Source organism: Nonomuraea sp. NPDC050478 (assembly GCF_044458265.1).
Taxonomy (GTDB): domain Bacteria; phylum Actinomycetota; class Actinomycetes; order Streptosporangiales; family Streptosporangiaceae; genus Nonomuraea; species Nonomuraea ferruginea.
This window is the reverse complement of the sequence record NZ_JBITHT010000004.1, coordinates 433615-458203: the sequence shown is the minus strand read 5'-3', so window position 1 is coordinate 458203 and position 24589 is coordinate 433615. Positions and strand designations below refer to the sequence as shown.

At 74.2% G+C, this 24589-nt stretch carries 20 protein-coding genes; 10 read left to right on the top strand and 10 right to left on the bottom strand.

The window, feature by feature from the left end:
* Positions 1-8: 8 nt before the first annotated feature.
* Both ACIBF7_RS22085 and ACIBF7_RS22080 read right to left on the bottom strand, forming a co-directional pair.
* Positions 9-557 carry a TetR/AcrR family transcriptional regulator gene (locus tag ACIBF7_RS22085; protein ID WP_271278686.1) on the bottom strand — a complete coding sequence of 183 codons (549 nt, stop codon included), beginning with the start codon at positions 555-557 and terminating at the stop codon, positions 9-11.
* Positions 558-629: 72 nt separating this feature from the next.
* Complete coding sequence (locus ACIBF7_RS22080; protein ID WP_397198001.1) at positions 630-1409, bottom strand: IclR family transcriptional regulator; 780 nt, start codon at positions 1407-1409, stop codon at positions 630-632.
* Between the two features lie 104 nt (positions 1410-1513).
* Here ACIBF7_RS22080 and ACIBF7_RS22075 point away from each other — a divergent pair, with 104 nt between their 5' ends.
* Genes ACIBF7_RS22075 through ACIBF7_RS22065 form a run of 3 tightly spaced genes read left to right on the top strand, consistent with a single transcriptional unit; the run spans position 1514 to position 4805 of the window.
* Positions 1514-2389 carry a dioxygenase gene (locus ACIBF7_RS22075; RefSeq protein ID WP_397198000.1) on the top strand — a complete coding sequence of 292 codons (876 nt, stop codon included), beginning with the start codon at positions 1514-1516 and terminating at the stop codon, positions 2387-2389.
* Complete coding sequence (locus ACIBF7_RS22070) at positions 2386-3234, top strand: fumarylacetoacetate hydrolase family protein (protein WP_397197999.1); 849 nt, start codon at positions 2386-2388, stop codon at positions 3232-3234. Before ACIBF7_RS22075 ends, ACIBF7_RS22070 begins: the two co-directional genes overlap by 4 nt.
* Positions 3231-4805, top strand: a complete 1575-nt coding sequence (locus ACIBF7_RS22065; protein WP_397197998.1) for an FAD-dependent monooxygenase — start codon at positions 3231-3233, stop codon at positions 4803-4805. Before ACIBF7_RS22070 ends, ACIBF7_RS22065 begins: the two co-directional genes overlap by 4 nt.
* On the opposite strand, the gene ACIBF7_RS22060 is transcribed toward ACIBF7_RS22065, so the two are convergent.
* From ACIBF7_RS22060 to ACIBF7_RS22040, 5 genes are all read right to left on the bottom strand, one after another.
* Positions 4792-6699 (bottom strand): protein kinase, encoded by a 1908-nt coding sequence (locus ACIBF7_RS22060; RefSeq protein WP_397197997.1) that lies wholly within the window; start codon positions 6697-6699, stop codon positions 4792-4794. The two genes, ACIBF7_RS22065 and ACIBF7_RS22060, sit on opposite strands and share 14 nt — an antisense overlap.
* The gene (locus ACIBF7_RS22055) at positions 6678-8591 is read right to left on the bottom strand and encodes a protein kinase (protein WP_397197996.1); all 1914 of its coding nucleotides are present in this window, start codon (positions 8589-8591) and stop codon (positions 6678-6680) included. The genes ACIBF7_RS22060 and ACIBF7_RS22055 overlap by 22 nt, the downstream gene beginning before the upstream one ends.
* Positions 8592-8707: 116 nt before the next feature.
* A complete protein-coding gene (locus ACIBF7_RS22050) occupies positions 8708-9040 on the bottom strand; it encodes an SdpI family protein (RefSeq protein ID WP_148033249.1) in 333 nt (110 codons plus the stop codon).
* Positions 9041-9066: 26 nt separating this feature from the next.
* Positions 9067-10194 carry a serine hydrolase domain-containing protein gene (locus ACIBF7_RS22045; protein ID WP_397197994.1) on the bottom strand — a complete coding sequence of 376 codons (1128 nt, stop codon included), beginning with the start codon at positions 10192-10194 and terminating at the stop codon, positions 9067-9069.
* Positions 10195-10301: 107 nt separating this feature from the next.
* Positions 10302-11615, bottom strand: coding sequence for an amidase (locus ACIBF7_RS22040; protein WP_271279742.1), 1314 nt, complete (start codon positions 11613-11615; stop codon positions 10302-10304).
* Positions 11616-11817: 202 nt separating this feature from the next.
* Here ACIBF7_RS22040 and ACIBF7_RS22035 point away from each other — a divergent pair, with 202 nt between their 5' ends.
* Together ACIBF7_RS22035 and ACIBF7_RS22030 are read left to right on the top strand one after the other, a co-directional pair.
* Entirely contained in the window at positions 11818-14271 is a 2454-nt protein-coding gene (locus ACIBF7_RS22035) for an NPCBM/NEW2 domain-containing protein (protein ID WP_148033246.1), read from the top strand.
* Between the two features lie 48 nt (positions 14272-14319).
* On the top strand, positions 14320-14733 hold the full coding sequence (locus tag ACIBF7_RS22030) for a hypothetical protein (RefSeq protein ID WP_397197993.1): 414 nt from the start codon (positions 14320-14322) through the stop codon (positions 14731-14733).
* On the opposite strand, the gene ACIBF7_RS22025 is transcribed toward ACIBF7_RS22030, so the two are convergent.
* On the bottom strand, positions 14723-15433 hold the full coding sequence (locus ACIBF7_RS22025) for a SpoIIE family protein phosphatase (protein ID WP_219551180.1): 711 nt from the start codon (positions 15431-15433) through the stop codon (positions 14723-14725). The genes ACIBF7_RS22030 and ACIBF7_RS22025 overlap by 11 nt on opposite strands.
* Before the next feature lie 237 nt (positions 15434-15670).
* Between ACIBF7_RS22025 and ACIBF7_RS22020 the strand changes: the two genes are divergently transcribed.
* The 3 genes from ACIBF7_RS22020 to ACIBF7_RS22010 are packed head-to-tail and all read left to right on the top strand — an operon-like array spanning position 15671 to position 18602.
* Positions 15671-16825, top strand: coding sequence for a sensor histidine kinase (locus ACIBF7_RS22020; protein ID WP_187281296.1), 1155 nt, complete (start codon positions 15671-15673; stop codon positions 16823-16825).
* Positions 16822-17943 carry a hypothetical protein gene (locus ACIBF7_RS22015; RefSeq protein ID WP_148033244.1) on the top strand — a complete coding sequence of 374 codons (1122 nt, stop codon included), beginning with the start codon at positions 16822-16824 and terminating at the stop codon, positions 17941-17943. The genes ACIBF7_RS22020 and ACIBF7_RS22015 overlap by 4 nt, the downstream gene beginning before the upstream one ends.
* On the top strand, positions 17913-18602 hold the full coding sequence (locus ACIBF7_RS22010) for a response regulator (protein ID WP_148033243.1): 690 nt from the start codon (positions 17913-17915) through the stop codon (positions 18600-18602). Before ACIBF7_RS22015 ends, ACIBF7_RS22010 begins: the two co-directional genes overlap by 31 nt.
* On the opposite strand, the gene ACIBF7_RS22005 is transcribed toward ACIBF7_RS22010, so the two are convergent.
* Positions 18569-20197 carry an amidohydrolase gene (locus ACIBF7_RS22005; protein ID WP_148033242.1) on the bottom strand — a complete coding sequence of 543 codons (1629 nt, stop codon included), beginning with the start codon at positions 20195-20197 and terminating at the stop codon, positions 18569-18571. The genes ACIBF7_RS22010 and ACIBF7_RS22005 overlap by 34 nt on opposite strands.
* A gap of 18 nt (positions 20198-20215) precedes the next feature.
* Complete coding sequence (locus ACIBF7_RS22000) at positions 20216-21490, bottom strand: MFS transporter (protein ID WP_261808734.1); 1275 nt, start codon at positions 21488-21490, stop codon at positions 20216-20218.
* Between the two features lie 125 nt (positions 21491-21615).
* Between ACIBF7_RS22000 and ACIBF7_RS21995 the strand changes: the two genes are divergently transcribed.
* Together ACIBF7_RS21995 and ACIBF7_RS21990 are read left to right on the top strand one after the other, a co-directional pair.
* Positions 21616-23091, top strand: a complete 1476-nt coding sequence (locus ACIBF7_RS21995) for a PucR family transcriptional regulator (protein ID WP_397197992.1) — start codon at positions 21616-21618, stop codon at positions 23089-23091.
* 136 nt (positions 23092-23227) lie between these two features.
* Positions 23228-24511, top strand: coding sequence for a PHB depolymerase family esterase (locus ACIBF7_RS21990; protein ID WP_397197991.1), 1284 nt, complete (start codon positions 23228-23230; stop codon positions 24509-24511).
* Positions 24512-24589: the final 78 nt, after the last annotated feature.

The window sequence follows — 24589 nt, the reverse complement described above, 5'->3', positions numbered from 1 at the left end:
AACGGGCGTCAGGGGCGGATCGAGCGGCGCAGCAGGGCCCAGGACCGCTCGGCTGCGGCCGGCCGGGCCTCCGCCGAAGCGCTGGACAGCACCCCGGCCAGCATGGCGATGACCAGCAGCAGGTCGTCGGCCGTGACGTCGGGGCGCACGGTCCCTTCGCGCCGCGCCTGGTCGAGCTTGCCGGCCAGCAGCCGGGCCACCCGGGTGCGCACCGCGGCCATGCGCTCGTCGGCCGAGGTGACCAGGTCGAGGAACGCCACCGAGGCGACGGTCTGCTCGATGATCCGCGCGAACAGGTCGTCGAGCGTGGTCGTCCGTTCGGCGGCGAGCGATTCCAGTTCGGTCACGTTTCCGTCGAACACCGCCAGGGCCAGGCTCGCCCGGTCGGGGAAGTGGCGGTAGAGGCTGCCCTGCCCCACACCTGCCCGCCGCGCGACCGCGCTCAGCGGAGCGCCGAACCCGGCGGTCGCGAACAGCTCCCGGGCCGCGGTGACGAGCGCCGCGCGGTTCTCCGCCGCCGCGCTGGGCCCTCTGTTGGCTTTCCGTACGTGCGCCACGGCAGCAACGGTAGCCACCGGACAGTAATGTCCTGGGGCTTGCGGCGAAATGTCCCGTACGTGCCATGGCATTCAGGAGGCGCGAGGGGAGCCGAGGCTGCGGGAGAGGGCGCGGGCGGTGGCGCGCAAGGCGGGGGCGAGGGCGCGTGGCTCGGCGCCGGAGGCGGGGACCACCACCGACAGCGCCGCCACCACCCCGTCGTCGGCGCCGCGGACGGGCGCGGCGACGGTGAGGAGCGGCCCCGGCTCCGACCGCTCGGCCACCGCCAGCCCCGTCTGGCGCACCCGCGCCAGCGTCCGCCGCAGCGCGGCCGGTGAGACGGGCAGCCCCTCGGGCTCGTGCACCAGCGGCTCCGCCAGCACCCGGTCCTGGAGCTCGGGCTCGGCGTGCGCCAGCAGCACCAGGCCGACGCCGGTCGAGTGGAGCGGCAGCCGCCCGCCGACCCGGTAGAGCACGTCGACGGCGTCCCTGGCCGACAGCCGCTCCACCAGCAGGGCCTCGTGCCCGTCGCGCACCGCCAGCAGCACGTGCTGGTGCGTGGCCTCGTACAGATCCTCCATGTACGGCAGCGCGGCCTCGCGCAGCCCGTGCCCGCGCGGCGCGAGCGAGGCGAGCTCCCACAGCCGCAGCCCGATCACGTACCGGCCGCCGCCGTCGCGTTCCAGCGCGCCCCAGTGGAGCAGGCGGCGGGCCAGCCGCAGCGCCGTGCTCGGCGGCGTGCCGGTGGCCCGGCTCAGCTCGGCCAGCGTCATCGCCCGGCGGGTCGCGGAGAAGGCGCCGAGCAGCGCGAAGGCCCGGTCGATCACGGGGGCGCCGTGCGGCGGCCGGCGTCCGCGTGGAGCGTTCGTCACCCGTGCAGTGTGCCAGTGACGCATGCCATTGAGTGAAATCCTCCCTGGTGCGCGCCGGGGCCACGCCCTAGGGTTTGCCGATCAAGACAGATGTGGAGGCGACGATGACCGCGAACCCCGGATCCGACCGGCTCGACGCCCTGCTCGCACAGGTGCTCGCCTCCGTCGGCGGCGCGGACCCGCGGGTGCGCGAGCTGGTCGGCGGCCTGGTCACCCACCTGCACGCGTTCGTCCGCGAGACCAGGCCCACCGAGGCCGAATGGCTGCGTGCCGTCGACTTCCTGGTCCGCGTCGGGCAGACCTGCACCGAGACCCGCAACGAGTTCATCCTGCTGTCCGACATGCTGGGCGTCACCTCGGCCGTCGACGAGGTGAACCACACCGGCCCGCCCACCATGACCCCCAGCTCGGTCGAGGGCCCCTTCCACTCGCCCGCGCCGCCCCGCCCCATGGGCGCCTGGATCGCCGAGGGGCCCGAGCGGCACCGCGGCGAGCCCGCCGTCGTGCACGGCCGCGTCACCGACTGCGACGGCAACCCCCTCCCCGGCGCGGTGCTCGACGTCTGGCAGTCGAACGACACCGGCCTGTACGACAGCCAGGACGCCGAGCAGCCCGACGGGAACCTGCGCGCCCTGCTCACCACCGGCGACGACGGCGCGTACTGGTTCCGCACGGTGAAGCCGAGCAGCTACCCGGTGCCGACCGACGGCCCCGTCGGCGAGCTGCTGCGGGCGGTCGGCCGCCATCCCATGCGGCCCGCGCACGTGCACATCAAGGTCCAGGCGGCCGGGCACCGGCCGCTCACCACCCACATCTTCGTCGCCGGCGACCCCTACCTCGGCTCCGACGCCGCGTTCGCGGTCAAGGACGCGCTCGTCACGGACTTCCTGCCGTCCGCCGACGCGCGCTTCGGCATGGACGGCCCGTTCCTGGCGGCGGAGTTCGACATCAGGCTGGTCGAGGAAGGAGACCCGCGGTGAAGCTCGTCGGCATGGCCGCGCGCGACAACAGACGGCACGTCACGGTCGGCGTCCTGGCGGACAGCACCGTCACGCCCCTCGCCGAGGTGACCGACTTCTACAGCGACGTCCCGTACTGGCTGGACCGGGCCCGCCAGGCGGGGCCCGGCGGGGTGCCGCTGGCGGAGGTGGAGCTCGCCCCGCCCGTGCCGCCGTCGGCGCGGGTGCTGTGCGTGGGGCTCAACTACCGCGCGCACGCGGCGGAGGGCGGCTTCGAGCCGCCCGCGCACCCGACCGTGTTCGGCCGGTGGACGGCCTCGCTCTCGGTGACCGGCACGGCCGTGCCGGTGCCCGCCGGAGAGCCGGGGCTGGACTGGGAGGGCGAGGTCGCCGCCGTCGTCGGCGCGCGGCTGGCCGACGCCGGCGAGAGCGAGGCGGGGGCGGGCGTCCTCGGGTACGCCGCGTTCAACGACATCACCGCCCGCACCGCCCAGAAGCTCACCAGCCAGTGGACGCTCGGCAAGAACGCCGACCGCAGCGGCCCGATCGGCCCGATCGTCACCGCCGACGAGACCGGGAGCCCCGCCGACGGATGGCGCGTGGTCACCCGGGTCAACGGCGAGGTGATGCAGGACGGCGACACCAGTGACATGATCTTCACCGTGCCCGCACTCCTGTCCCGCATCAGCGCCACGCTGACACTCCACCCCGGCGACGTCATCGCCACCGGCACCCCGGAAGGCGTCGGCTACGTCCGCACGCCGCCCCGGCTGCTGACACCCGGCGACGTGGTCGAGGTGGAGGTCGACCGGCTGGGCGTGATCCGGACCCCGGTCACCGGCCCGTCCGGCAGGAGGGGCGCGTGAGCCGGGTCCTCGTCGCGGGCGGCGGCCCCGCCGGGCTGGCCGCGGCCGTCGAGCTCGGCCGCCGCGGCGTCACCGTCACCGTGGTCGAGCCGCGCACCACGATCGACCAGGACCGGCCGCGCGCCAAGACCACCAGCATGCGCACCATGGAGCACCTGCGCCGATGGGGGCTCGCCGACCGGTTGCGCGCCGCCGCGCCGCTGCCCGTCTCCTGGTCGCAGGACGTCCTGTTCTGTACGAACCTGCTCGGCGTCGAGCTCACCCGCTTCCCCCACGCCTTCGGCCTCTACCCCGAGCGCGACGAGCGGTGGGCGGAGCCCGGCCAGCAGGTGCCGCAGCCGATCGTCGAGCGGCTGCTGCGCGAGGCGGTGGCCGAGCTGCCCGCCGTCACGCTGCTGACCGGGGTCGCCGTCACCGCGATCGACCAGGACGGCGACCGGGTCCGGGCCCGGCTCTCCGACGGCTCCACGCTCGAAGCCGACTACTTACTGGGCTGCGACGGCGCCGCCGGGGTCAGCCGCGAGGCGATCGGCGCGTCGTACGAGGGCTCGTCCGGCGAGCGGCCCAACCTGAGCGTGGTGTTCCGGGCGCCCGGCCTGGCGCAGAAGATCCCGCTCGACCCGGCCGTGCAGTACTGGGTGATCCATCCGGAGGTGTCCGGCCTGATGGGCCGGATGGACCTGGACGACAAGTGGTGGGCGATCATGGTGGGCGTCGACGTGCGCACCTCCGCCCCGGACCCCGAGCGGCTGGTGCGCGTGCTCATCGGCGCCGACCTGCCGATCAGCGTCGTCAGCACCGACCCGTGGGTGGCCCGGATGCTGCTCGCCGACCGCTACCGCGCCGGCCGGGTCTTCCTGGTCGGCGACGCCGCCCACCTCAACCCGCCGTGGGGCGGCCACGGGTTCAACACCTGCGTCGGCGACGCGGTCAACGTCGCCTGGAAGCTCGCCGCCGTGCTCCAGGGCTGGGGCGGACCCGGCCTGCTCGACAGCTACGAGGCCGAGCGCCGCCCGGTGGCCGTCCAGACCGTCGCCGACAGCTCCGCCCAGGAGAAGCTGCTCGCGCCGACCTTCGCCGACCGGCCGCTCACCGGCCCGGGCCCGGAGGCCGCCCGCGCCCGCGCCGAGACGGCCGCCGCGCTGCGGGTCAAGGCCGGCGAGTTCTACAGCGAGGGGCTCGTGCTCGGCTACCACTACGCGGGCTCGCCGATCGTGGCCGACGACGGCTCGCCCGTCCCGCCGCACACCCCGCAGGACTACCACGGCTCCGGCCGGCCGGGCGCGCGGCTGCCGCACGCCTGGCTGCCCGGCGGCCGTTCCCTGTACGACACGCTGGGCGAGGGGCTCACGCTGCTGCGCCTGACACCGGAGCCCGGCCCCGCCTTCGAGGAGGCGGCGCGGGCCCTCGGGGTGCCGTTCACGGTGGTGGACCTGACGGGCGAAGGGCTGCTCGACAGGTACGGCGCGCCGCTCGTCCTGGTCCGGCCCGACCAGCACGTGGCCTGGCGGGGCGGCGGCGGCGACCCGGCGGCGATCCTGCGGACGGTGCTCGGGTTCAGCGGGGAGTGAACCAGACGCTGATCTGGTTCAGCTGGTCGGCCGGGCCCTCGGCGAGGACCCGTACGGCCTCGCCGTCCATCCCGCCGAGCACCAGCCGGCCCTTCTCGCGGCCGATGACGGTCGCCAGGAAGTGGCTCCGGTCCAGCCAGCCGTTGAACACCATGCCCTTCGCCGGCGGGATCACCGCCTTCCGCTCGCCGGTGGCCGCGTCCCACAGGCAGACGTCGCGCGACCCCTCCCGGCAGGTGGTGGTGAACACCCGGCCGGCCGTGGTGCCGGCGACGCCGCCCCGGATCAGCGCGCCCTTGCCGGTGAACGTGCGCAGCACCCGGCCGTCGAGCCCGACATACCGGATGGCGCCGTCGCCGCCCTGGGTGACGAGCGTCGAGCCGTCCGGCCCCCACCCGTAGCCGGCCTCGCCGCCGAAGTCCGTGCGGCGGGTCTGGACGCTCTTGGCTGCCGGGTCGACGACGACGAAGCCGACGGTGCGCTGCTCGTCCGGGCCCGCCCTGAGCGTCAGGAGCAGGCGGCCGCCGTCGGCGGTCCAGGCCGGGTCCAGCGTGAGACCTGGCTTGCCGGCGGTCCGCAGCGTGACGTCCTCGCCGGTGCCGCGGTCCACCAGCCGCAGCGTGTTGTGGTCGGTCACGTCGAGGTTGGAGACCGGGAGCGCGGCCACGTACCGGCCGCCGGGGGACACGACCGGGATCTGGAAGCTGCCGAACCGCTGGAAGGTCCCGCTACGGGGATCGCGGACGTAGGCGGGGAAGTCCGCCTCCGCGAAGCCGCCGTAGTAGGAGCTGGCCCAGATCGGGTCGGCGGGGTTCTCGTGCAGCTCGACCCCGGTGCCGGGGAGCGTCGAGGTGGTGGTGGAGCCGGTGCTCATCGAACCGGAGGAGACGCGCTGCGGCGCCGGCGGGATCGGGCCGTCAGGCGTGCTCCGGAGACCGAGCACGACGGCCGTCGCCGCGCCCGCCAGCACCACGGCGGCGGCGCCCGCGACGAGCACCCGCCGCCGCGGCCCGCGCGGGGCGGGCTCCGGGGCCGCGCTCCTGGTGCCCTCGGCGAGCAGGCGCTGCGGCTCCACCCGGTGACCGAGCAGCCGCAGCAGCGCGGTGCGCGCGGTCGGCCGGGCCGCCGGGTCCTTGGCCAGGCAACTGCTCACCACCTCGCGCAGGTCGCCGGGGAGATCGCCCAGGTCCGGCTCGGCGCGCAGGATCCGGTTCACCAGCGCGGGCACGTCGCCGGAGCCGAACGGCGGCGAGCCGGTCGCCGCGCACACCACCGTGGCCGCCCACGCGAACAGGTCCGCGGGCGCGCCCGCGCCGCGCCCGAACTGCTCGGGAGCCATGAACGGCGGTGTCCCCGTCAGGTGGTCGCCGTCCGGTTCCGCGGCGTCGAACGTCCTGGAGATGCCGAAGTCGATCACCCGCGGCCCGTCCCGCCCGAGCAGGACGTTGCCCGGCTTGAAGTCGCGGTGCACCACCCCCGCCTGGTGGATGGCCGCCAGCGCGGTCACGCTGCCGATCGCCAGCCGGCGCAGCTCGGCCCCGCCCAGCGGCCCCCGCTCGGCGAGCACCCGGGCGAGCGACGGCCCGTCGACGAACTCGCTGATCACGTACGGGACGCCGTCGAGCTCGCCGCTGGCCAGCACGCTCGCCGTGCAGAACGCCTTGACCCGCCGCGCCAGCTCGACCTCCTTGGCGAAGTCGGCCCTGGCCTCCTCGTCCAGCGCGTGCGCCAGCAGCTTGATCGCCACCCGCTCGCCGGCGGCCGACTCGCCCAGGTAGACGACGCCCTGCCCGCCCTCGCCCAGCCGGCCCGCGACGCGGTACGACCCCACCCGCGCGGGGTCCTCCGTCAGCAGCGGCCTCGGCTCCACGGTCACCGCCGGATCGCCGCCCACTGGCGGTTGCTGCCGCGCTCGTCCACGTCCGCGAGCACGCGCTTCGTCCTCCCGAGGAAGTCCACGACCTTCACCTGGAGGCGGCCCTTCTTCTTGCCGGGATCCTCGATCAGCAGGTGATCATCGTTGAACCAGCCGATCAGCCGGACGTCGTCGTCCAGGCCCTCCACCGTGGCCTTGCGGGCGCCGGTCACCGCGTCCCAGACGCACACGTCCCCGCTCTTCGGGCAGACGGTGAAGAACTGCCTGCCGTCGGGCGAGTACCAGTCGCGGTCGCGCGGCATGCCCACCCAGTGCTTGGTGGTCGTCACCTTGCCCGACATGTCGTACGTCTCGATGCCCTGCGACTTCTCACCCGAGTAGCCGCGGGCGATCGTCCCGTCCGGGAGGAACGTGAACGGCAGCGAGATCGCGTCCTTGTACTGGGTGTTGACCACCGTGGAGGTGCGCGCGGCCACGTCGACGACGACGAAGCCCGAGAACAGCTTCGCGTCCTCCGTCCTGATCGACAGAAGCAGCCGGCGGCCGTCGCGCGACCATGCCGGCACCTGCGTCGACTCGGGCTTCTTCACGGTCTGGACGGTGAAGGTCTCGCCGGTCGACAGGTCGCGGAACCGGACGTGGTCCATGTCGGAGTTCTGGTACTTGAGCCACGGGTTGAGCGCCACCCACCGGCCGTCCGGCGACACCCGGGGCTCCTCGGCCAGGCCGACCTCCTCGAACCGGCCGGACGCGTCCCTGACGAACGTCTTGAAGGGCCGGCTCACCTGGAGGTAGGCCGTCAGGCGCGCGACGTCGTCCGGGTGCTCGTGCAGCGTGGCGCCGATGTCGGGCAGCTCGACGTCCTTGTCCGCCTTCGGGGGGACGCTGGCGACCGGCGCCGTGGTCACGCTGGGGGTGATCGGCGCGCCGGAGGTGATGACCGCGCCGGGCGAGGGGGACGAAGCCGCCGAGGTGGTCACCCACGGGGGCGCCAGCGTGTACACGGCGGCGCCCGACAGCAGCGCCCCGGCGGCGAACGCCGCCACCGCGACCAGCGGCCCCCGCCCGCGCCGCGCGGGCGGCTCGTCCCTCCAGCCGGCCTGCGGGAGCAGCTTGCCGGTCAGGAACCGCGTCTCGCCGACCAGCCGCAGCAGCACGTCGCTGGAGGAGGGCCGGAGCGCCGGGTCCTTGTCCAGGCACCCCTCGACGACGCCCCGCAGGTCCCCGAGATCGGGCAGGTCGGGCGGCTCGCCGACGATCCGGTTGACCGTGCCCGCCATCGACCCGCCGTCGAACGGGGAGCGCCCCGTGGCCGCCGACACCAAGGTCGCGGCCCACGAGAACATGTCCGCCGCCGGCCCCGGCTCCGCCCCGTCGAGCCGCTCGGGCGCCGCGAACGCGGGCGTCTCCACCTGCCGGGTCGTCGTCTCGGCGGAGGCCGCCATCGCCCCCGCCACGCCCACGTTGATCAGCCGGGGGCCGTCGGGACCGAGCACCACGTTCTCCGGCCGCACGTCTCCGTGGACCGCCCCCGCCTGGTGGATCGCCACCAGCGCGGTCACCGTGCCGACCGCGAGCCGGTGCAGCGCCGCCTCCCGCAGCCGCGTCCCGCCCGCCGTCACCGCCGCCAGCGTCGGCCCGTCGATGTACTCGCTCACCACGTAAGGGCGGCCGCCCGCCGTGCCCGAATCGAGCACCTGGGCCGAGCAGAAGGCGGACACCTCGCGGATCGACTCGACCAGCCGCAGGAACCGCTCCTGGTCGACCTGCGGGCCCAGCAGCTTCACCACCACGGGCCGGCCGGCCTCCGCGCCCTCGGCCGCGTACACGCCCCTGCCGAGCCGGCCGATCAGCCGGTACGGGCCCACGTGGGTCGGGTCTTCCTCGCGTAGCGGTAAGAACTCGGGCATCCCGGTTTCTCCTCCCGGCAGGTGAGGCTGCCGCGTAGATCACCGATTATGAGTGTTCACCGGGCGGATTGACATGCCCTTGACACCCATTGTGCGCCCGGATCCGCGCGGGAGCGCTACCCCGGATCCCGGTGCGCCCGCACCGCCCCCACCAGCAGGACGACCAGCCCGAGCACGATCCCGGCGACCACCAGCGGCTCGTTCCAGCCGGTGACGAAGGGGGTGGCCGCGGTGACCGCCCAGAGGACGGCGACCGCGTACGAGAAAGGGGCGAATCTGACGTGTATCCGCCGCCAGGCCTCGTCGCTCGCCATGGACGTCCTCGTACGGACCCCGAAGAGAGGGTTGCGCGGCAGCCGCCGGGACGCGCCCAGCAGGCCCAGGGCGAGCGCGAGGAACGCCGCCCCGCCGAAGAGGACCGCGACGATGATCTGCTCGCCCGCCGTCATGATCGCCCCTCCTCGGATCGAGGCTGTCACGCGCAGAGGGCGGTGTCCAGGGCGGCTTCCAGGTTCTTGACGGCGGGCAGGTCGGACGGCAGGGAGGTGACCGCGACGGTGGCGGCGCGGCCGTCCTCGGTGACGCCGTTGCCCGTGGCGTAGCCGGGGGCGGAACCGCCGTGGGACCAGGCGAAACCGCCGCAGCTCAGCTTGAAGGTGGCGATGCCCAGCCCGTACCGGGCGCCGCCCACGGTGTCGAACTCGGGCGCGGCGACGGTCTTCTTCATCTGCTTGAGCTGCGCGGGCCTGAGCAGCTCGCCGTCCATGAGCGCGGTCATGAACGTGTTGAGATCCTTCGGGGTGGCCACGAGCGCGCCCGCCGCCCACGCCATCGACGGGTCCAGCCGGGTGACGTCCCGGTACGGGTCGCCGGGCTTCAGCGCGAGGTAGCCCTTGGGGTGCGGGCCGCGGATGTCCCGCTCGCCGACGCCGGGCCAGTACGTGTCGCGCAGGCCCAGCGGCTTGATGACGCGCCTGGTGATCTCCTCGCCGATCGGCCGGCCGGTGACCTTCTGCACGAGAAGCCCGGCCAGGATGTAGTTGGTGTTGCTGTAGTCCCAGCCCTTGGCGGGGGAGTCCCGGCGCGCCAGCGCCGTGTCCACCAGCTCGCGCGGCTCGAAGTGGCGCTCCAGCACGGAGAAGAAGTCGCCGATGAGGACGTCGTCGTAGTCGCGCAGGCCGCTCGTGTGCTGGAGCAGCCGGCGGGTGGTGATCTTCCGCCCGTCGACGCCCTTGCCCCGGACCACCCCGGGCAGATACTTCTCGATGGGCGCGTCCAGGTCCAGCTTGCCCTCACCGGCCAGCTGGAGCGCGACCACGGCGGTGAACATCTTGGTGTTGCTGGCGATCCGCACCCGCCCGTCCGCCGGCATCTTCGCCTCGGTCTTCAGGTCGGCCACGCCGGACGTGTAGGTGCGGGTCCGTCCGTCGCGCCCGCGCACGGCCGCGATCGCGCCGGGGAACGACGACTCCTGGACGAGCGTGTCCAGGCGCTTCTGCACGGGGTCGGCGGGGGCGGCGTGCGCGACCGGGGCGGTCAGGCCCAGCCCGGCCAGCGTGGCGAGTGCCGACGCCGCCAGGATGCGTGCGGGGTGCTGCGACATGGGTGGCTCCCTCTGCTCGGATGGCTCGTTCTCGAACACCACCCAGCCTGTCGGCGCGCCCCCTCAAGATCGATCCAGCCCGCTGGAGACCGCTGGTACAGCCTGCACTACGTCGTGGGAACGGCGGCGGCGAGCAGGTGCTCGTCGCCCGGCCGGCAGACGAGCTGCAACCCGACAGGCAGCCCGCCGGCCAGGCCCGCCGGCACGGACAGCGCCGGGAAACCGAGCACGTTCCACGGGGAGGTCAGGGCCAGCAGCGCGGCGCGGACGCCGACCGGCCGGCCGTCGAGCACCGTCTCCCGCAGGCCCAGCGGCGGGGCGGTGAGCGGCACGGTCGGCAGCGCGAGCACGTCGTGGTCCTCGAACAGCTTCTCGGCCACCCCGGCGAGCCGCCGCCGCTCCGCCGTCGCGCGGACGTACTTCCAGCCCGGCACCCGCATCGCGCCCCTGAGCCGGTCGAGCACCTCGGGCTGGAACAGCTCAGGCGCCTCCGCCACCCGCTCGGCGTGCACCTCGGCCGCCTCGGCGCCGCCGATCGTGACGTACACGTCCATGAACGCCTCGGCGGCCCCCGGCGGGAGCGCGACCCGCTCCTTCGCGCCCGCAGCCCCGGCGGCGACCCGCACCACCTCGGGGTCGCAGGGGTGCAGGTCGGAGGGGTCGAGCCAGGCGACGCGTGGCGTGACGGAGCCGCTCTCGACGGCGTCCCGGCCGCTGAGGAGACGGTAGGCGAGGAAGCACTCGCCGGCGGTGCGGGCGAGCACGCCCACGTGGTCCAGGCTGGGCGACAGCGGGAAGGCGCCGTCAGCCGGGATCGCGCCGTACGCGGGCTTGAGACCGGCCACCCCGCACAGCGCCGCGGGGATGCGCACCGAGCCGCCGGTGTCGGTGCCGATCGCCAGCGGCACCAGCCCCGCGGCCACGGCTGCGCCGCTGCCGCCGCTGGAGCCGCCCGACATGCGCGCGGGGTCCCACGGGTTGCGGGACGCGCCGTTGGCCGAGCAGTCGCCGGTCGGCCCGTACGCGAACTCCTGGGTCGTGGTCTTGCCCACGATCACCGCCCCGGCCTCGCGCAGCCGGGTCACGCACGCCGCGTCGGTGTCGGGGACGTACCCCGCGAAGTGCCGCGAGCCCATGGTGGCGGGCATGCCCGCCACCAGGAGCAGGTCCTTGACCCCCACCGGCAGCCCGTGCAGCGGGCCCCGGTCGGCCCCACCGGCCAGCTCGGCGTCGGCCTCCCTGGCCGCCGCCAGCGCGCCGTCCTGGTCGACGCTCACGAAGGCGTTCAGTACGGGATCGAGCCTGGTGATGGCGTCGAGCGCCTCCCGCGTCAGCTCCTCGGCCGTCGTGCGGCCCGCCCGCAGGTCGCGGCCGAGGTCGTCGATGGTGCGGCCGGCGAAAGGCCCGGAAGACGTCGTCATGCAGTCACTTCTACATGCTCACGCCACGCGCCCCAAATGTGCGGGTGGTTAACCGATTCAGGGTTCACGACATGACCTTAGTTGTGTTGGGCTGGCGAAACTTTCAGTCGGTTCGGTGAACCAGTTAAGAAAAGCGTTGACGGTGTGGATCAGCGTAGGTAGCGTCCCCGATCGCGTACCCCGCCATCAGCCGGAGGCGTCCATGCGGCTCACCGCCCTCGTCACCGCCCTGCTCGTCGCCGGAGCGACGCTCGTCGCGGCGCCGGTCCAGGCCGCGGCCCCCGCGCCGCCGACCGCGGGGCCCGCCCTCGCCGCCACCCCGCCGATGGGGTTCAACAACTGGAACGCGTTCGGCTGCGAGGTCAGCGAGACCCTGATCAAGGAGACGGCCGACGTCCTGGTCTCCAGCGGGCTCAGAGACCTGGGGTACGAATACGTCAACATCGACGACTGCTGGTCCCTGCGCGAGCGCGGACCCGACGGCAGGCTCGTCCCCGACCCTGACAAGTTCCCCGGCGGGATCGACGGCGTCGCGGACTACGTCCACGCCAAGGGCCTCAAACTGGGCATCTACGGCGACGCCGGCACCAGGACGTGCGCCGGTTATCCGGGCAGCCTCGGCCACGAGGAGATCGACGCCCGCACGTGGGCCGGCTGGGGTGTCGACTACCTCAAGTACGACAACTGCAACAACCAGTCCGACGGCTCGCAGGAGGACTACATCCGCCGCTACACGGCGATGCGCGACGCGCTCGCCCGAACCGGGCGGCCGATCGTCTACTCCATCTGCGAGTGGGGCACCTCCCAGCCGTGGACCTGGGCCGAGGGCGTCGGGCAGCTGTGGCGCACCACCGGCGACATCAGCGACGACTGGTCCAGCGTCCGCTCCATCATCCGCCAGAACGCCCCCCTCGCCCCGTACGCGGGACCGGGACACTGGAACGACCCCGACATGCTGGAGATCGGCAACGGCGGCATGACGGCCACCGAGTACCGCACCCACATGAGCATGTGGGCGATGATGGCCGCCCCGCTGATCATCGGCACCGACCTGCGGGCCGCCTCCGCCGAGACCCTGGAGATCCTCGGCAACCGCGAGATCATCGCCGTCGACCAGGACCGGCTGGGCGTCCAGGGCGCGGTCGTCTCCGACGAGAACGGGCTCATGGTCCTCGACAAGCCGCTGGCCGGCGGCGACCGGGCGATCGCCCTCTACAACTCCACCGACACGCTCGCCACGGTCGGCGTCGCCGCCGCCGACACCGGGCTGCGCCGGGCCGGGGCGTACCGCCTGCGCGACCTGTGGACCGGGCGGACCCTCCAGGCCCGGTCCACCATCTCCGCCGCCGTCCCCGCGCACGGCACCGTCGTCTACCGGGTGAGCCCGCTGCGCGGCCCCGGCGACGTGCCGCCGTCCGTCGTCGCCGGCGCCGCCCTCGGCACCGTCGTCCCCGCCGACGGCGGCACGCTGACCACGGCGGTCACCAACCGCGGCGCCGGAGACGTCCGCGACGTCAAGGTCACCGTGCGGACGCCCGAGGGCTGGACCGCCACCGCGACCGGCCCGTCCGGCAGCGCCCGGCTCCGGACGGACGCCGCCCTGGAGACCGCCTGGCGGATCGGCGTCCCCGCGACCGCGGCAGCCGGCCGCCACCCGATCGAGATCACCGCCGCCTACCGGTGGGGCCGCCGCTCCGCCGGCACGTCCAGCGAGATCGTCGCCGTGGTCGTGACCGCCCCCGGGGACGGCCGCCGCCACCTCAGCACCGTCGCCCCGGTCAGCACCGTCAACGCCACCGGACCCGTCGAGGCCGACCAGAGCAACGGCGGGCCGCTGGAGGACGACGGCAACCTCATCACCATCGGCGGCCGCGTGTACCAGCGCGGGCTCGGCACCACCACCGGCAGCGAGATCAGCTACTACCTCGGCGGCCGCTGCTCCCGCCTGGTCACCGACGTGGGCGTCGACGACGAGGCGGCGGCCGGCGCCCCCGCCACGTTCACCGTCCACGCCGACGCGCGCACCGCCGCGACCAGCGGCCCCATGACCTCCGGCCAGGCGCCCGCCACGCTCACCGCGGACCTCACCGGCGCCGACTGGCTGCGCCTGACCGCCGAGTCCGGCGCGGCTGCGGTCCACGCCGACTGGGCGTCACCGGTGCTCACCTGCGGCGACGTCCCCGACGACAGCCCGGTGCTGCCGGTCTCGCGCACCCTGTTCTCCTTCGAGACCGGCACCGACGGCTTCACCATCGCCAACCCCGGCGACGGCGGAACCGTCGCCCGGTCACCCCTCTTCCACACCCACGGGACCAGCGGGCTCAAGGTGTCCACCCCGGTCGCCGGCAACTGGTTCGGCAGGCCGCTGGACGAGCCGCTCGACCTCACCGGCACGAGCATGCTCAGGTTCGACGTGCGGGCCGGCGAGGTCGGCACCGTCGGCGAGATCGCCATCCAGGTCGGCGAGGACATGTCGTGGTGCCAGGGCGGCCGGTGGGGCTGGATCGGCCCGCACTCCAGCAGGACCGTCACCGAGCGGTTCGACCAGATCGCGTGCCCGCTCGGCGTCACCCTCGACCTGGCCGACGTCCGCGCCGTCTGGGTGTTCCTCAACACCGGCGGCGACGTGCACATCGACGACGTCCGCGCCGAGTAGGGCGCGCTGTGCGACGATGCGGTGTCGTCCCGCGCCGATCGGAAGCAGATGAGATACGGAGTACGCGAGTTCGAGCTCACGCTGATGCACCGGATGCGCGACGTCAACGCCCCGCGGGTGGAGCGGGCGCTGCGCGACCTGGGCGCGACCCGGGCCGAGCTGCGGGCCGCGCACGCGCACTGGACCAGGCTGGCGCACGCCGCGCGGGCGCCGAAAGGGCTGACGGCGCTGCGGTCGGCGCTCGGCCCGCCGGCCCATGAGGGCGAGCGGCCGGTCGGCAGCCTGACGTGCGAGGTGGCGTGCTGGGTGCTGCCGTCGTGGCCGGAGCTGGAGTTCGAGGTGCTGACCGGGCCCGGCGGCGCCCCGCACCACTGGGCGGCCGACTTCCGGCACGACGGCGCGACCTACCGGGCCCGCTTCGTGTACGGCCTCTACCAGGGCAAGGAACGCGTCACGCGGTGACGAAGTCGGCGACGAGCACCGTGGCGTCCTCCTCCGGCTCCACCACCGACATCTCGTCGTACAGCTGATCCAGGCAGGACGCCGGGGACCGGCCGTCGGCGAACAGGGCGGTCATCCGCTCCGCCCCGAGCGCCGTGACCACGCCGTCGGTGACCACCACGATGCGATCGCCCTGGTGGAGCGGCACGCTGCCGACCTCGGGTTCGGCCGTCCCCACCGGGCCGTCCCCGGGCCTCGTCAGCCGCCGCGGCCGCCCGCCCTTCGCGCAGTACCAGATCGCGCCGCCGCCGACGTGGGCGTAGCGCAGGCGCGGGCGCTCGCCCGCGTCGAGCACGATCAGGTCCAGGCCGGTGGCCCGCTCCGCCAGGGCGAGCTCGTCGCGGGCCGCCCGCGCGCAGCCGCCCAGATCCTCCTCTTCCGTACCGGCCGTCTGCGGTCGTGCCGCGACCACCGCGCCCAGGGCCAGCGCGGCCGCCGTGTGACCGCGCCGGCCTCGCCCCCCTCCGTCCGCCACCGCGATCAGCCGCTCCTGGATCACGTAGACGTCGGACGGACGGCCGTTCGAGCCCTCGTACGTGCCGCCCGCTGCCGACAGCCGCGGCCGTGCCACCGGAATGCCCGGTGGCCACGGCCCCCGCCTGCCACGGACCGCCATCACCGACAGGCAGGAGATCAGGATCGAGATCGAGATGAGCGTCATTGAGGTCCCCCCTCGGCCGCAGTGATCGCGACACGGATCAGTACACGCCGCCCCGCCCGGGGTGGCATGACGGTCGATCAGCCGTCATGCCGCAGAGGGCGCGGACGGTGGAAGGTTCGAAGGTGAGACAGGCCCGAGGAAGGCTGCCATGCGATCCATGACCGCGCACCCGGCCCGCCCGCGCCCGGTGCGTTATCGTGAGTGCCGACTTGTGATCTCGTCGCGGGCGGACGGGCGATGGCTCACCTCGGTTCCACGCGCTACGACTCGGCGGCCAGGCAGCTGGAGCGCACCGCCGCGCGCACCGCTGCCGGCGCGCGCGGTGTCGTCGGCCTGGTCGCGGCCGTCGCCGCGGCGCTCGGGGCCGCCCCGCCCGTCTCCGCGGCCTGGCTGGCGCCCGCCCTGGCGGTGGAGCTCGGCTGGACCGCCCTGTTCCTGTGGCGGATGTGGCGCGGCACGCGGCTGCCCGCCTGGCTCGTGGCCGGCGACGTGGCGATCACCGTGGCGCTCTGCCTGGCGCAGCGTCACCTGGTGGCAGGGGAGGCGCTGGCCGGCGGCGCGAGCTGGGTCGCGGGGCTGGTCACGATGACGATCATCGTGCCCGCCGTCGTCTGGCGGCCCGCGGCGGCCGTGCCCACCGGCCTGGTCGTCGCGGTGGCGTACCTGGCCGGGATGCGGCTCGCCGACCCGGGGCAGGACGTGACCGTCTCGCTCGGCATCCACCTCGTCCAGGTGCTGGCCATCGCGGTGCTGATGACGCTGCTGCGCCGCTCCGCCGCCTCCGCCGACGGCTTCCTGCGGGAGAGCGCCAGGGCCGACGTCGCGCTCATGGTCGAGCGGCTGCGCCGCGAGGACGAGCTGAAGCAGGTCGGCAGCGTGCACGAGACGTCCCTGCACACCCTCACCATGGTCGGGCTGGGAACCTACGACGGGCCCTCGGCCACGCTGCGCGAACAGGCGTCCCACGACCTGTCCGCGCTCGACCGGCTGCGCGACACCCCCGGCAGGGAAGGCGTGCCCATCGCCCTGGACGCGCTGCTCGACGAGGTGGCCGGGCGCGCCACCGGGCTGCGGGTGCGCAGGCGGCTCACCCACGAGACCGTGCCGGGCGAGGTGGCCGAGAGCTTCGCCCGCGCCGTCGCCGAGGCCCTGTCCAACGTGGCGCGCCACGCCGGCGTGCGCGAGGCCGAGCTGACCTCGCGCAGGAGCGGCGGCGAGATCCGCGTGGAGGTCGCCGACCACGGCCGCGGCTTCGACCACGACCGGCTGCCGCCCGACCGGTTCGGCGTGCGCGGCTCCATCCTCGACACCATGCGCGCCCTGCCCAACGGCGGCGCCGACATCACCTCCGGCGGCGACGGCACCCGGGTCACCCTGTGGTGGCGGCCATGACCGGCGACATCGAGCAGGTCGCGCGGCGCTACGCCCGCTACACGGCGATCGGCGCCGTGGTCATCGCCGGCGTCTGGCACGTCGGCTACGACCTGACGGTCACGGTCACCGGCTGGCACGACTTCCGCTGGCCCGTGCTCGCGGCCGTCGCCTGGGTGGTCTACACCGCCGTCGGGGCCGTCGCCGCCGTGGCCCTGTTACGCGGCGCCGAGCCGTCCACCGCGGGGACGGGCCTGCTCGTGGCCGCGACGCTGGCCGTGGACGTCGCGGTCATGCTCGCCTGCCACCCGCGCGACCTGCTCGGCACCATCGACTGGGGGTGGGGCTCGGTCGGCTGGGTCGGCGTCATGCTGCTGTGGAACCGGCCGCGCTGGCGGGCCGAGCTCATCGCGTTCCTGGCGGCGAACGCCGGGCTCATGCTCGCCGCGATGGCCGTCACCGGCACGTTCGACCGCGTCTCGGTCGCCAAGTATCTGGTGGTCGTGGCCGGCAGCATCACCCTGCAGCTCGGCTACAGCGTCGGCTGCCACGCGCTGCGCGCCAGCGCCGAGGACGCGGCGCTGCTGGCGCGGCGGCTCGCCGCCGACGACGCCTGGCGGATGTCCGCCCAGCGCATCCACGCCGACCGGCTGCGCCGATACGCCGCCATCCGCGACGTGGCCGAGGACCTGCTGGAGCGGCTCGCCGACGGCGCCGACCCCGGCGACGCGCGGGTCCGCGAGGAGTGCACGGCCGGCGCCCTGCGGCTGCGCCGCCTCATCACCGAGCGCGAGGACGTGCCCGACGCGCTCGTCACCGCGCTGCGCGAGCGCATCGACGCCGCCGAGCGGCGCAAGGTGCTGGTGACGGTCCCGCCGTTCGGCGGCACGCTGCCCGACCTGGCCGACCGCGTACGCGAGGACCTGCTCAGAGTGCCGCTCCAGGCGCTGGACGGGGCCAGGTCGCGGGCCAGGGTCACCGTGTCCGCCATGTCGACCATGGTGAGCGTGGCCGTCGTGGCCGACAACGACGACCTGCCCGTCAGCCCGGCGCCGGTGCGCGAGGCGAGCGGGGTCGTCATCACCTACCAGCGGCAGGGAGGGGAGGTATGGGTCAACAGCATCTGGCAGGCCCCGTGACGGTCGCCCTGGTCGAGGACCACCAGGTGGTGGTCGACGGCGTCCGGTCCTGGTTCGGGCAGCCGGGCCCGGTGACGCTCGTCGCCCAGGGGCCCACCATCGAGTCGGTCCGCGGCGTCCACGCCGACGTGCTGCTGCTCGATCTCAACCTCAACGGCACCATGATCGTCGACCGGATCGGCGACCTGTGCGAGGGCGGGCAGCGGATCATCGTCTTCTCCGAGCACGAGGAGCCGGAGACGGTCCGCGCCGTGCTGGACGCGGGCGCCTCCGCGTTCATCGGCAAGGGGCGGGCCACCCGCGAGTCGTGCGTCGAGACCATCCTGGAGGTGGCCGCCGACCGGCCCAGCGTCACCCCGCCGATGGCGCAGGCGATCGCCACCGACGAGAGCCCGCACCGGCCCCAGCTCTCCGACCAGGAGCGGCTGGCCCTCCTCTACTGGTTCCAGTCCATGTCCAAGGCGTCCGTGGCGGCCCGGATGGGCATCAAGGAGCGCACCGTGCGCCAGTACATCGACCGGGCCAGGGTCAAGTACGCGGCGGCCGGCCGGCCCGCCCCCACCAAGGAGAAGCTGCTCATCTGCGCCATCCAGGACGGCCTGATCAGCCCGGGGGAGGTGGACGTCTACACCTCGCTGGCCGCCCGTCCCGACCGGTAGGCGATCCGGCCGCCGAGCATGGTCAGCCACGCGTCCACGCCGGACAGCTCGTCGGCCGGCAGCGACCGGACGTCCGCGTCGAGCACCACCACGTCGGCCAGCTTGCCGGGGGCGAGCGAGCCGATCACGTCCTCCATGCGCAGCGCGTACGCCGCGTCGACGGTGTGCGCCCGCAGCGCCTCCTCCAGCGTGACGGCCTGCTCGGCGCCGATCGGCCCGCCCTCGCGGGTCCGCCGCCGCACCGCGTTGGACACCGTCTCCATGGGCCGCAGCGAGGAGACGAACGAGTCGCTCGACAGCACCGGGCGCAGCCCCGCGTCCAGCTCCTCGCGCATCGGCTGCAGCCGGTGGGCCCTCCTGTCGCCGAGCCGGCGCACGAAGTCGGTGCCGCTGTCGTACAGGAAGTTCGGCTGGTTGACCGGGATGACGCCGAGTGAGGCGAACTCGCGCACCTGCGCCGGCGTGGGGTGGCCGCAGTGCTCGATCCGCGGCCTGGCGTCGTCGCCGGACACCGCGACCGCTGCCTTGAGCGCGTCGAGCGTGTAGCCCATCGCCCGGTCGCCCTGGGTGTGCACGCCGACCTGCCAGCCCGCCGACGCGGCCCGTCGCACCAGGTCGACGAGCTCCTCCGGCCGGTGGTAGAGCGTGCCGGTGAAGTCGTCCCCGTACGGCTCGTCGAACATCGCGGTGCCGCCCAGGAGCGTGCCGTCGCAGTAGAACTTCATCGCGCCGAACCGCAGCCGGTCGTCGCCGAACGGGCCCGCCAGGCCGATCGAGGTCAGCTCGTCGAGCATGTGCGACAGCGGCATGACCACCGTGCGCACCGGCAGGGTGCCCGCGTCCCAGGCGGACCGGTAGATCTCCAGCTCGCGGCGCGACACCTGCGGGTCGCACACGGTGGTGACGCCGGCCTTCAGGTACGGTTCGGCGGACATCTCCAGCCAGGAGCGCAGCTGCTCGCGCGGCAGGTCGACGTGGAAGTTCGGGCCGTGGCAGCCGATGTCGACGGCCACGGGCAGCAGCAGCTCCATGGCGGAGTCCAGCACCATCCCGGTCAGCCGGCCGCCCTCGTCCCTGACGAACGCGCCGCCCGCCGGGTCGGCCACGTCCTCGCCGATGCCGCGCCAGGCCAGCGCCGCGGAGTTCACCACGGCCTGGTGCCCGGAGACGTGGTAGACGATCACCGGGTGGTCGGTGGTGGCCTCGTCGAGCTGCCGCCGGGTGGGCCGGCCGCCGGGGAACTTCGCGTCGTCCATGCCGTACGCGCGGATCCACTGGCCGGCCGGGGTCCTGGCCGCCTCGGCGGCGATCCTGGCCACCAGGTCCCGCGCGCTGCCCACTCCCGGATAGCGGGCGTCCACCGCCACCAGCGACTCCGCCGTGGACAGCAGGTGGTTGTGCGGGTCGACGAACCCGGGCAGCACGCTGCGCCCGCCCGCGAGCACGACCTCCGCGCCCGGCCCGGCCGCGGCCAGCACCTCGGGCTCCCGCCCGACGGCCAGGACGCGGCCGTCGCGCACGGCCACGGCCTCCGCGGCGGGGTTCGCCGGGTCCATGGTGATGACCTTGCCGCCGGTGATGACGATGGTGGACACGCGACTCTCCTTACGGGATCAGTGGGTGGCCGGGGCGGCCGGGGCGGGGTCGCGGTAGCGGGGCGCCACGGCCAGGCAGATCGCGCTCAGCGCGCACATGCCGACCAGCATCGCCACGGCCGGCCAGGCCGCGCCGCCTGCCGCGCCCACGAAGGCGGTCGCGACGATCGGGGACAGGCCGCCGAAGATCGCGCCCGCGCCCTGGTAGGCCAGCGAGATGCCGGTGTAGCGCACCTGCGGCGGGAACATCTCGGACAGGATGGCCGCCATCGGCCCGTACGTCCCCGAGGTGGCCAGCCTCATCAGGCCCAGCATCGCGAAGATCAGGAACGCGTTCTGCGAGCCGAGCACCGCGAACTGCGGCACGGCCAGCGCGGCGGTGATCACCAGGAAGAAGACCACGACCTTGCGGCTGCCCAGCCGGTCGCCCACCCAGGCGATGGCCAGCGTGGCCACCAGCTCGACGAACGCGGCGAAGCTCAGACCGCTGAGAATGAGCTGCTCGGACGCGCCGACCGACTCGCCTGTCGCGTACGCCAGCAGGAAGGTGGTGAGGATGTAGTAGCCGCCGATGGCGACCGGCAGCGTGCCGATGCCGAGCAGGACCGACCGCCACGAGAGGCGGAACACTTCCTTGATCGGCGTCGCGGCCTTCTCCACCTTCTGGAAGACGGGCGACTCCTCGACGCGGAGCCGGATGAACAGGCCCACGAACACCAGCACGGCCGAGACGATGAACGGCACCCGCCAGCCCCACGTGTGCAGCACGTCGTCGCCGAGCAGCGTGATGAGGCTGAACGCGCCGGTCGCGAGCAGCGCGCCGGCCGGGTTGCCGAGCTGGGCGAACCCGCCGAAGAACGTCTTGCGGCCCTCCGGCGCGTGCTCGACCGCCATCAGCACGGCCCCGCCCCACTCGCCGCCGACGGCCAGCCCCTGCACGAAGCGGAGCACCACCAGCAGCAGCGGCGCGAGCGCGCCGATGCTCTCGTACGTGGGCAGCACGCCGACCGCGAAGGTGGCGGCGCCCATCATGACCAGCGTCACCACCAGCGCCGACTTGCGGCCCACGCGGTCGCCGAAGTGTCCGAACACGATGCCGCCGAGCGGCCGGGCGAAGAACCCGACGGCGTAGGTGGCGAACGACGCCATCAGGGCGACCGTGGGGCTCGACGCGTTCGGGAAGAAGAGATCCCCGAAGACCAGCGCGGCCGCTGTGGCGTAGATGTAGAAGTCGTACCACTCGATCGTGGTCCCGACGAAGGCGGCGCCGGCCGCTCTGTTGGCGCGTTTCATGGGGTCCTCCGGGGTCATCAGGGGGTGCGATGACGATATGCGCAGGTCACAGCACCGGCCCCCGGGGCAAATCGCACCGTTGGCGATGAATTAGAGTGCGGTATGCACCTTGCAGAGGATGCGTCATGGCCCTGACCGTCGCCCAGGCGATGACGCTGCCCGGGATGAGCATGCGCCTGCTCGCCGGACGGGCGGGGCTGGGCCGGGAGGTCCGCTGGGCGCACGTGTCGGAGCTGGCCGACCCGGTGCCGTGGCTGCGCGGCGGCGAGCTGGTCCTGACCATCGGGCTTGGCCTGCCCGGCGACGCCGAGGGGCGGCGCGCGTACGTCGAACGGCTGTCCGTCGCGGGCTGCGCGGCGCTCGCCTTCGCGCTGGACGAGGCGATGGCGGAGGTGCCACGCGACGTCCGGGACGCGGCCGATTCGTGCGGGCTGCCGGTCCTGGAGATCCTCACCCCGTTCGTCGCCGTGACCGAGGCGGTCGCCCGCTGGCACGCCGACGAGCGGGTGCGCGGCGAGCGGAAGGTCGTCGCCGCCCAGGAGGCGACGGCCAGGGCCGCGCTGACCTCGGGCACGACGGGCATCCTGCGCGCGCTGGCCGAGCACGCCGGCGGCGAGGCGCTGCTGCTCGGCCCGCACGCCGAGCCCGCCGCCGCCAGCCCGGAGGGGGAGCGGCCGTGGCACGCCCGCGCCGTGGAGGCGGCCGGCCGCGCGGCCCCGCGCAGCGCCGGCGTGCTCGACGACGGCATCCAGGCCGTCCAGGTGCAGAGCCTCGGCTTCGCCGGGCCGCCGATCGGCTGGCTGGCCGTGTGCACCGCCTCGCCGCTGGACTGGCACGTGCGGATGCTGGCCAACCAGGCCGCCTGCCTGCTCGCCCTGGAACTCCTCGGCGTGCGGGCCGGCCGGGTCAGGGAGCACGTCCAGCGCGGCCGGCTGCTGTCGGCCGCGCTCGACGGGGTGCTGCCCGCACCCGCGCTCGGCGAGCTGTGCCAGGTCGCGCCGCCCCCGTACGAGGTCGTGCTGGTACGGGAGGAGATCGCCCTTGAGACGGCCGTCGAGGCGCTCGAAGAGGTGGCGGCCGGCTCCCACGCCTTCGTCTGCGCCCGGCCCGAGGGCACGCTGTTCGTGCTGCCCGAGGACGGGCGGCGGCGCGGCGGCGACCTGTGCGGCCTGCTCGGCGCCGCGGGCGGCGGCTGCCGGGCGCACCGCCTGGACGAGCTGCCCGCCGCCGTCCGGCACGCGGCGGGGCTCGCCGCTCTCGGCGGCTACACCCACGTCGACGACCTGGAGCCGTGGGCGTTGTTGCGGGAGGCGATCGTGCCGGACGCCGCCGGCCGCTTCGCCGCCGCGGTGCTCCGCCCGCTGCGCGAGCACGAGGAGCGGCACGGCGGTGACCTGATCGCGTCCGTGCGCGCCTACCTGGAGTCGGGGGAGAACCTGGAGACCGCCGCCCGCCGCCTGGGCGTGCACCGCAACACGCTGCGCCGCCGGCTCGCCGCCGCCGAGCGCGTCTCCGGCCGCCCGCTGTCCGATCCGGACCACCGGCTGCAGATCTGGCTGGCGCTGTCGCTCGCCGACCTGGTCCCGCCGGGCCGGCCATGAAAGTTTCTCGCCGTTGCTAGATCGTCTGCGCATGTCAGAGGGCTGACCTGCTGAGGGCGGGCGCGCCACCGGTTGCTCGACAAAAAATTTCGGCTCACCATCGAAATGTTTCGACCCCCCGATGGGAGAGGCGCGGATGAGAGCACGTCACCGTATAGCCGGAGCCGCGGTCGCCACCGCCCTCCTGGCCGTCCTCGGCCTGGTCCTCGCCGCCCCGGCCTCGTCGGCCCAGCTGGTGGAGGTCACCGGATTCGGGACCAACCCCACCAACCTGCGGATGCACCTGTACGTGCCCGACGGCGTGGGGTCGCGGCCGCCGGTGCTGCTGGCCGTGCACTACTGCACCGGCTCGGGCCCCGCCCTGCACTCCGGCACCGAGTTCGCCTCGCTGGCCGACCGGCACAAGTTCATCGTCGTCTACCCGTCGGCCACCAGGAGCGGGGCCTGCTTCGACGTCTCCTCGCCGCAGGCGCTGCGGCGCGACGGCGGCAGCGACCCCGTCGGCATCATGTCCATGGTCCGGTACGTCCACCAGCGCCACGGCGGCGACCCGGACCGCACCTTCGTCACCGGCGTCTCCTCCGGCGCGATGATGACCAACGTGCTGCTCGGCGACTATCCCGACGTGTTCAAGGCCGGCGCCGCCTACATGGGCGTCCCGTTCGGCTGCTTCGCCACCACCGACGGGTCGAGCTGGAACAGCCAGTGCGCCAACGGGCAGATCGTCAGGACGCCGCAGCAGTGGGGCGACCTCGTCCGCGCCGCCTACCCCGGCTACGCGGGCCCCCGGCCGCGCATGCAGATCTGGCACGGCACCGAGGACAGCACGCTGCGCTACCCCAACTTCCAGGAGCAGATCAAGCAGTGGACGAACGTCCACGGCCTGAGCCAGACGCCGTCCTCCACCGACACGCCGCAGGCCGGCTACACCCGCACCCGCTACGGCGGCACGGGCGGCACGGCCCCGGTCGAGGCGATCAGCCTCCAGGGCGCCGGGCACGACCTGCCCAGAGGCGGGATGGCCGCCGAGACCATCCGCTTCTTCGGCCTCGACTCCGGCGGCGGCCCCACCTCCACACCCACCATCACGCCCACCGTCTCGGGACCCTGCCAGGTCGGCTACACCATGAACACCTGGAACACCGGCTTCACGACCGCCGTCTCCATCACCAACAGGGGCACCTCGCCCGTCACCGCCTGGTCGCTGGCCTTCACCCTGCCCGCCGGCCAGACGATCACCGGCGCCTGGAACACCACGATCACGCCGTCGAGCGGCCAGGTCACGGCCACCAACGCGCCCTACAACGGCACCATCGCCCCCAACGCCACGGTCACCTTCGGCTTCCAGGCCACCCACACCGGCAACACCGCGAAACCCTCCGCCTTCACCCTGAACGGGGCCGCCTGCGCGGTCCAGTGAGTCCCCGGGACGCCAGGAGGATGACCGCCCGGCGAGGCGGCGCGCGGATCACCACCGGGGGTGACCCGCGCGCCGGCC

Coding starts and splice junctions, on each gene's coding strand:
- ACIBF7_RS22075 (WP_397198000.1), top strand. CDS start 1,514: ATGACCGCGAACCCCGGATCCGACCGGCTCGACGCCCTGCTCGCACAG.
- ACIBF7_RS22055 (WP_397197996.1), bottom strand. CDS start 8,591: ATGCCCGAGTTCTTACCGCTACGCGAGGAAGACCCGACCCACGTGGGC.
- ACIBF7_RS22050 (WP_148033249.1), bottom strand. CDS start 9,040: ATGACGGCGGGCGAGCAGATCATCGTCGCGGTCCTCTTCGGCGGGGCG.
- ACIBF7_RS22045 (WP_397197994.1), bottom strand. CDS start 10,194: ATGTCGCAGCACCCCGCACGCATCCTGGCGGCGTCGGCACTCGCCACG.
- ACIBF7_RS22040 (WP_271279742.1), bottom strand. CDS start 11,615: ATGACGACGTCTTCCGGGCCTTTCGCCGGCCGCACCATCGACGACCTC.
- ACIBF7_RS22035 (WP_148033246.1), top strand. CDS start 11,818: ATGCGGCTCACCGCCCTCGTCACCGCCCTGCTCGTCGCCGGAGCGACG.
- ACIBF7_RS22030 (WP_397197993.1), top strand. CDS start 14,320: ATGAGATACGGAGTACGCGAGTTCGAGCTCACGCTGATGCACCGGATG.
- ACIBF7_RS22025 (WP_219551180.1), bottom strand. CDS start 15,433: ATGACGCTCATCTCGATCTCGATCCTGATCTCCTGCCTGTCGGTGATG.
- ACIBF7_RS22020 (WP_187281296.1), top strand. CDS start 15,671: ATGGCTCACCTCGGTTCCACGCGCTACGACTCGGCGGCCAGGCAGCTG.
- ACIBF7_RS22015 (WP_148033244.1), top strand. CDS start 16,822: ATGACCGGCGACATCGAGCAGGTCGCGCGGCGCTACGCCCGCTACACG.
- ACIBF7_RS22010 (WP_148033243.1), top strand. CDS start 17,913: ATGGGTCAACAGCATCTGGCAGGCCCCGTGACGGTCGCCCTGGTCGAG.
- ACIBF7_RS22000 (WP_261808734.1), bottom strand. CDS start 21,490: ATGAAACGCGCCAACAGAGCGGCCGGCGCCGCCTTCGTCGGGACCACG.
- ACIBF7_RS21995 (WP_397197992.1), top strand. CDS start 21,616: ATGGCCCTGACCGTCGCCCAGGCGATGACGCTGCCCGGGATGAGCATG.
- ACIBF7_RS21990 (WP_397197991.1), top strand. CDS start 23,228: ATGAGAGCACGTCACCGTATAGCCGGAGCCGCGGTCGCCACCGCCCTC.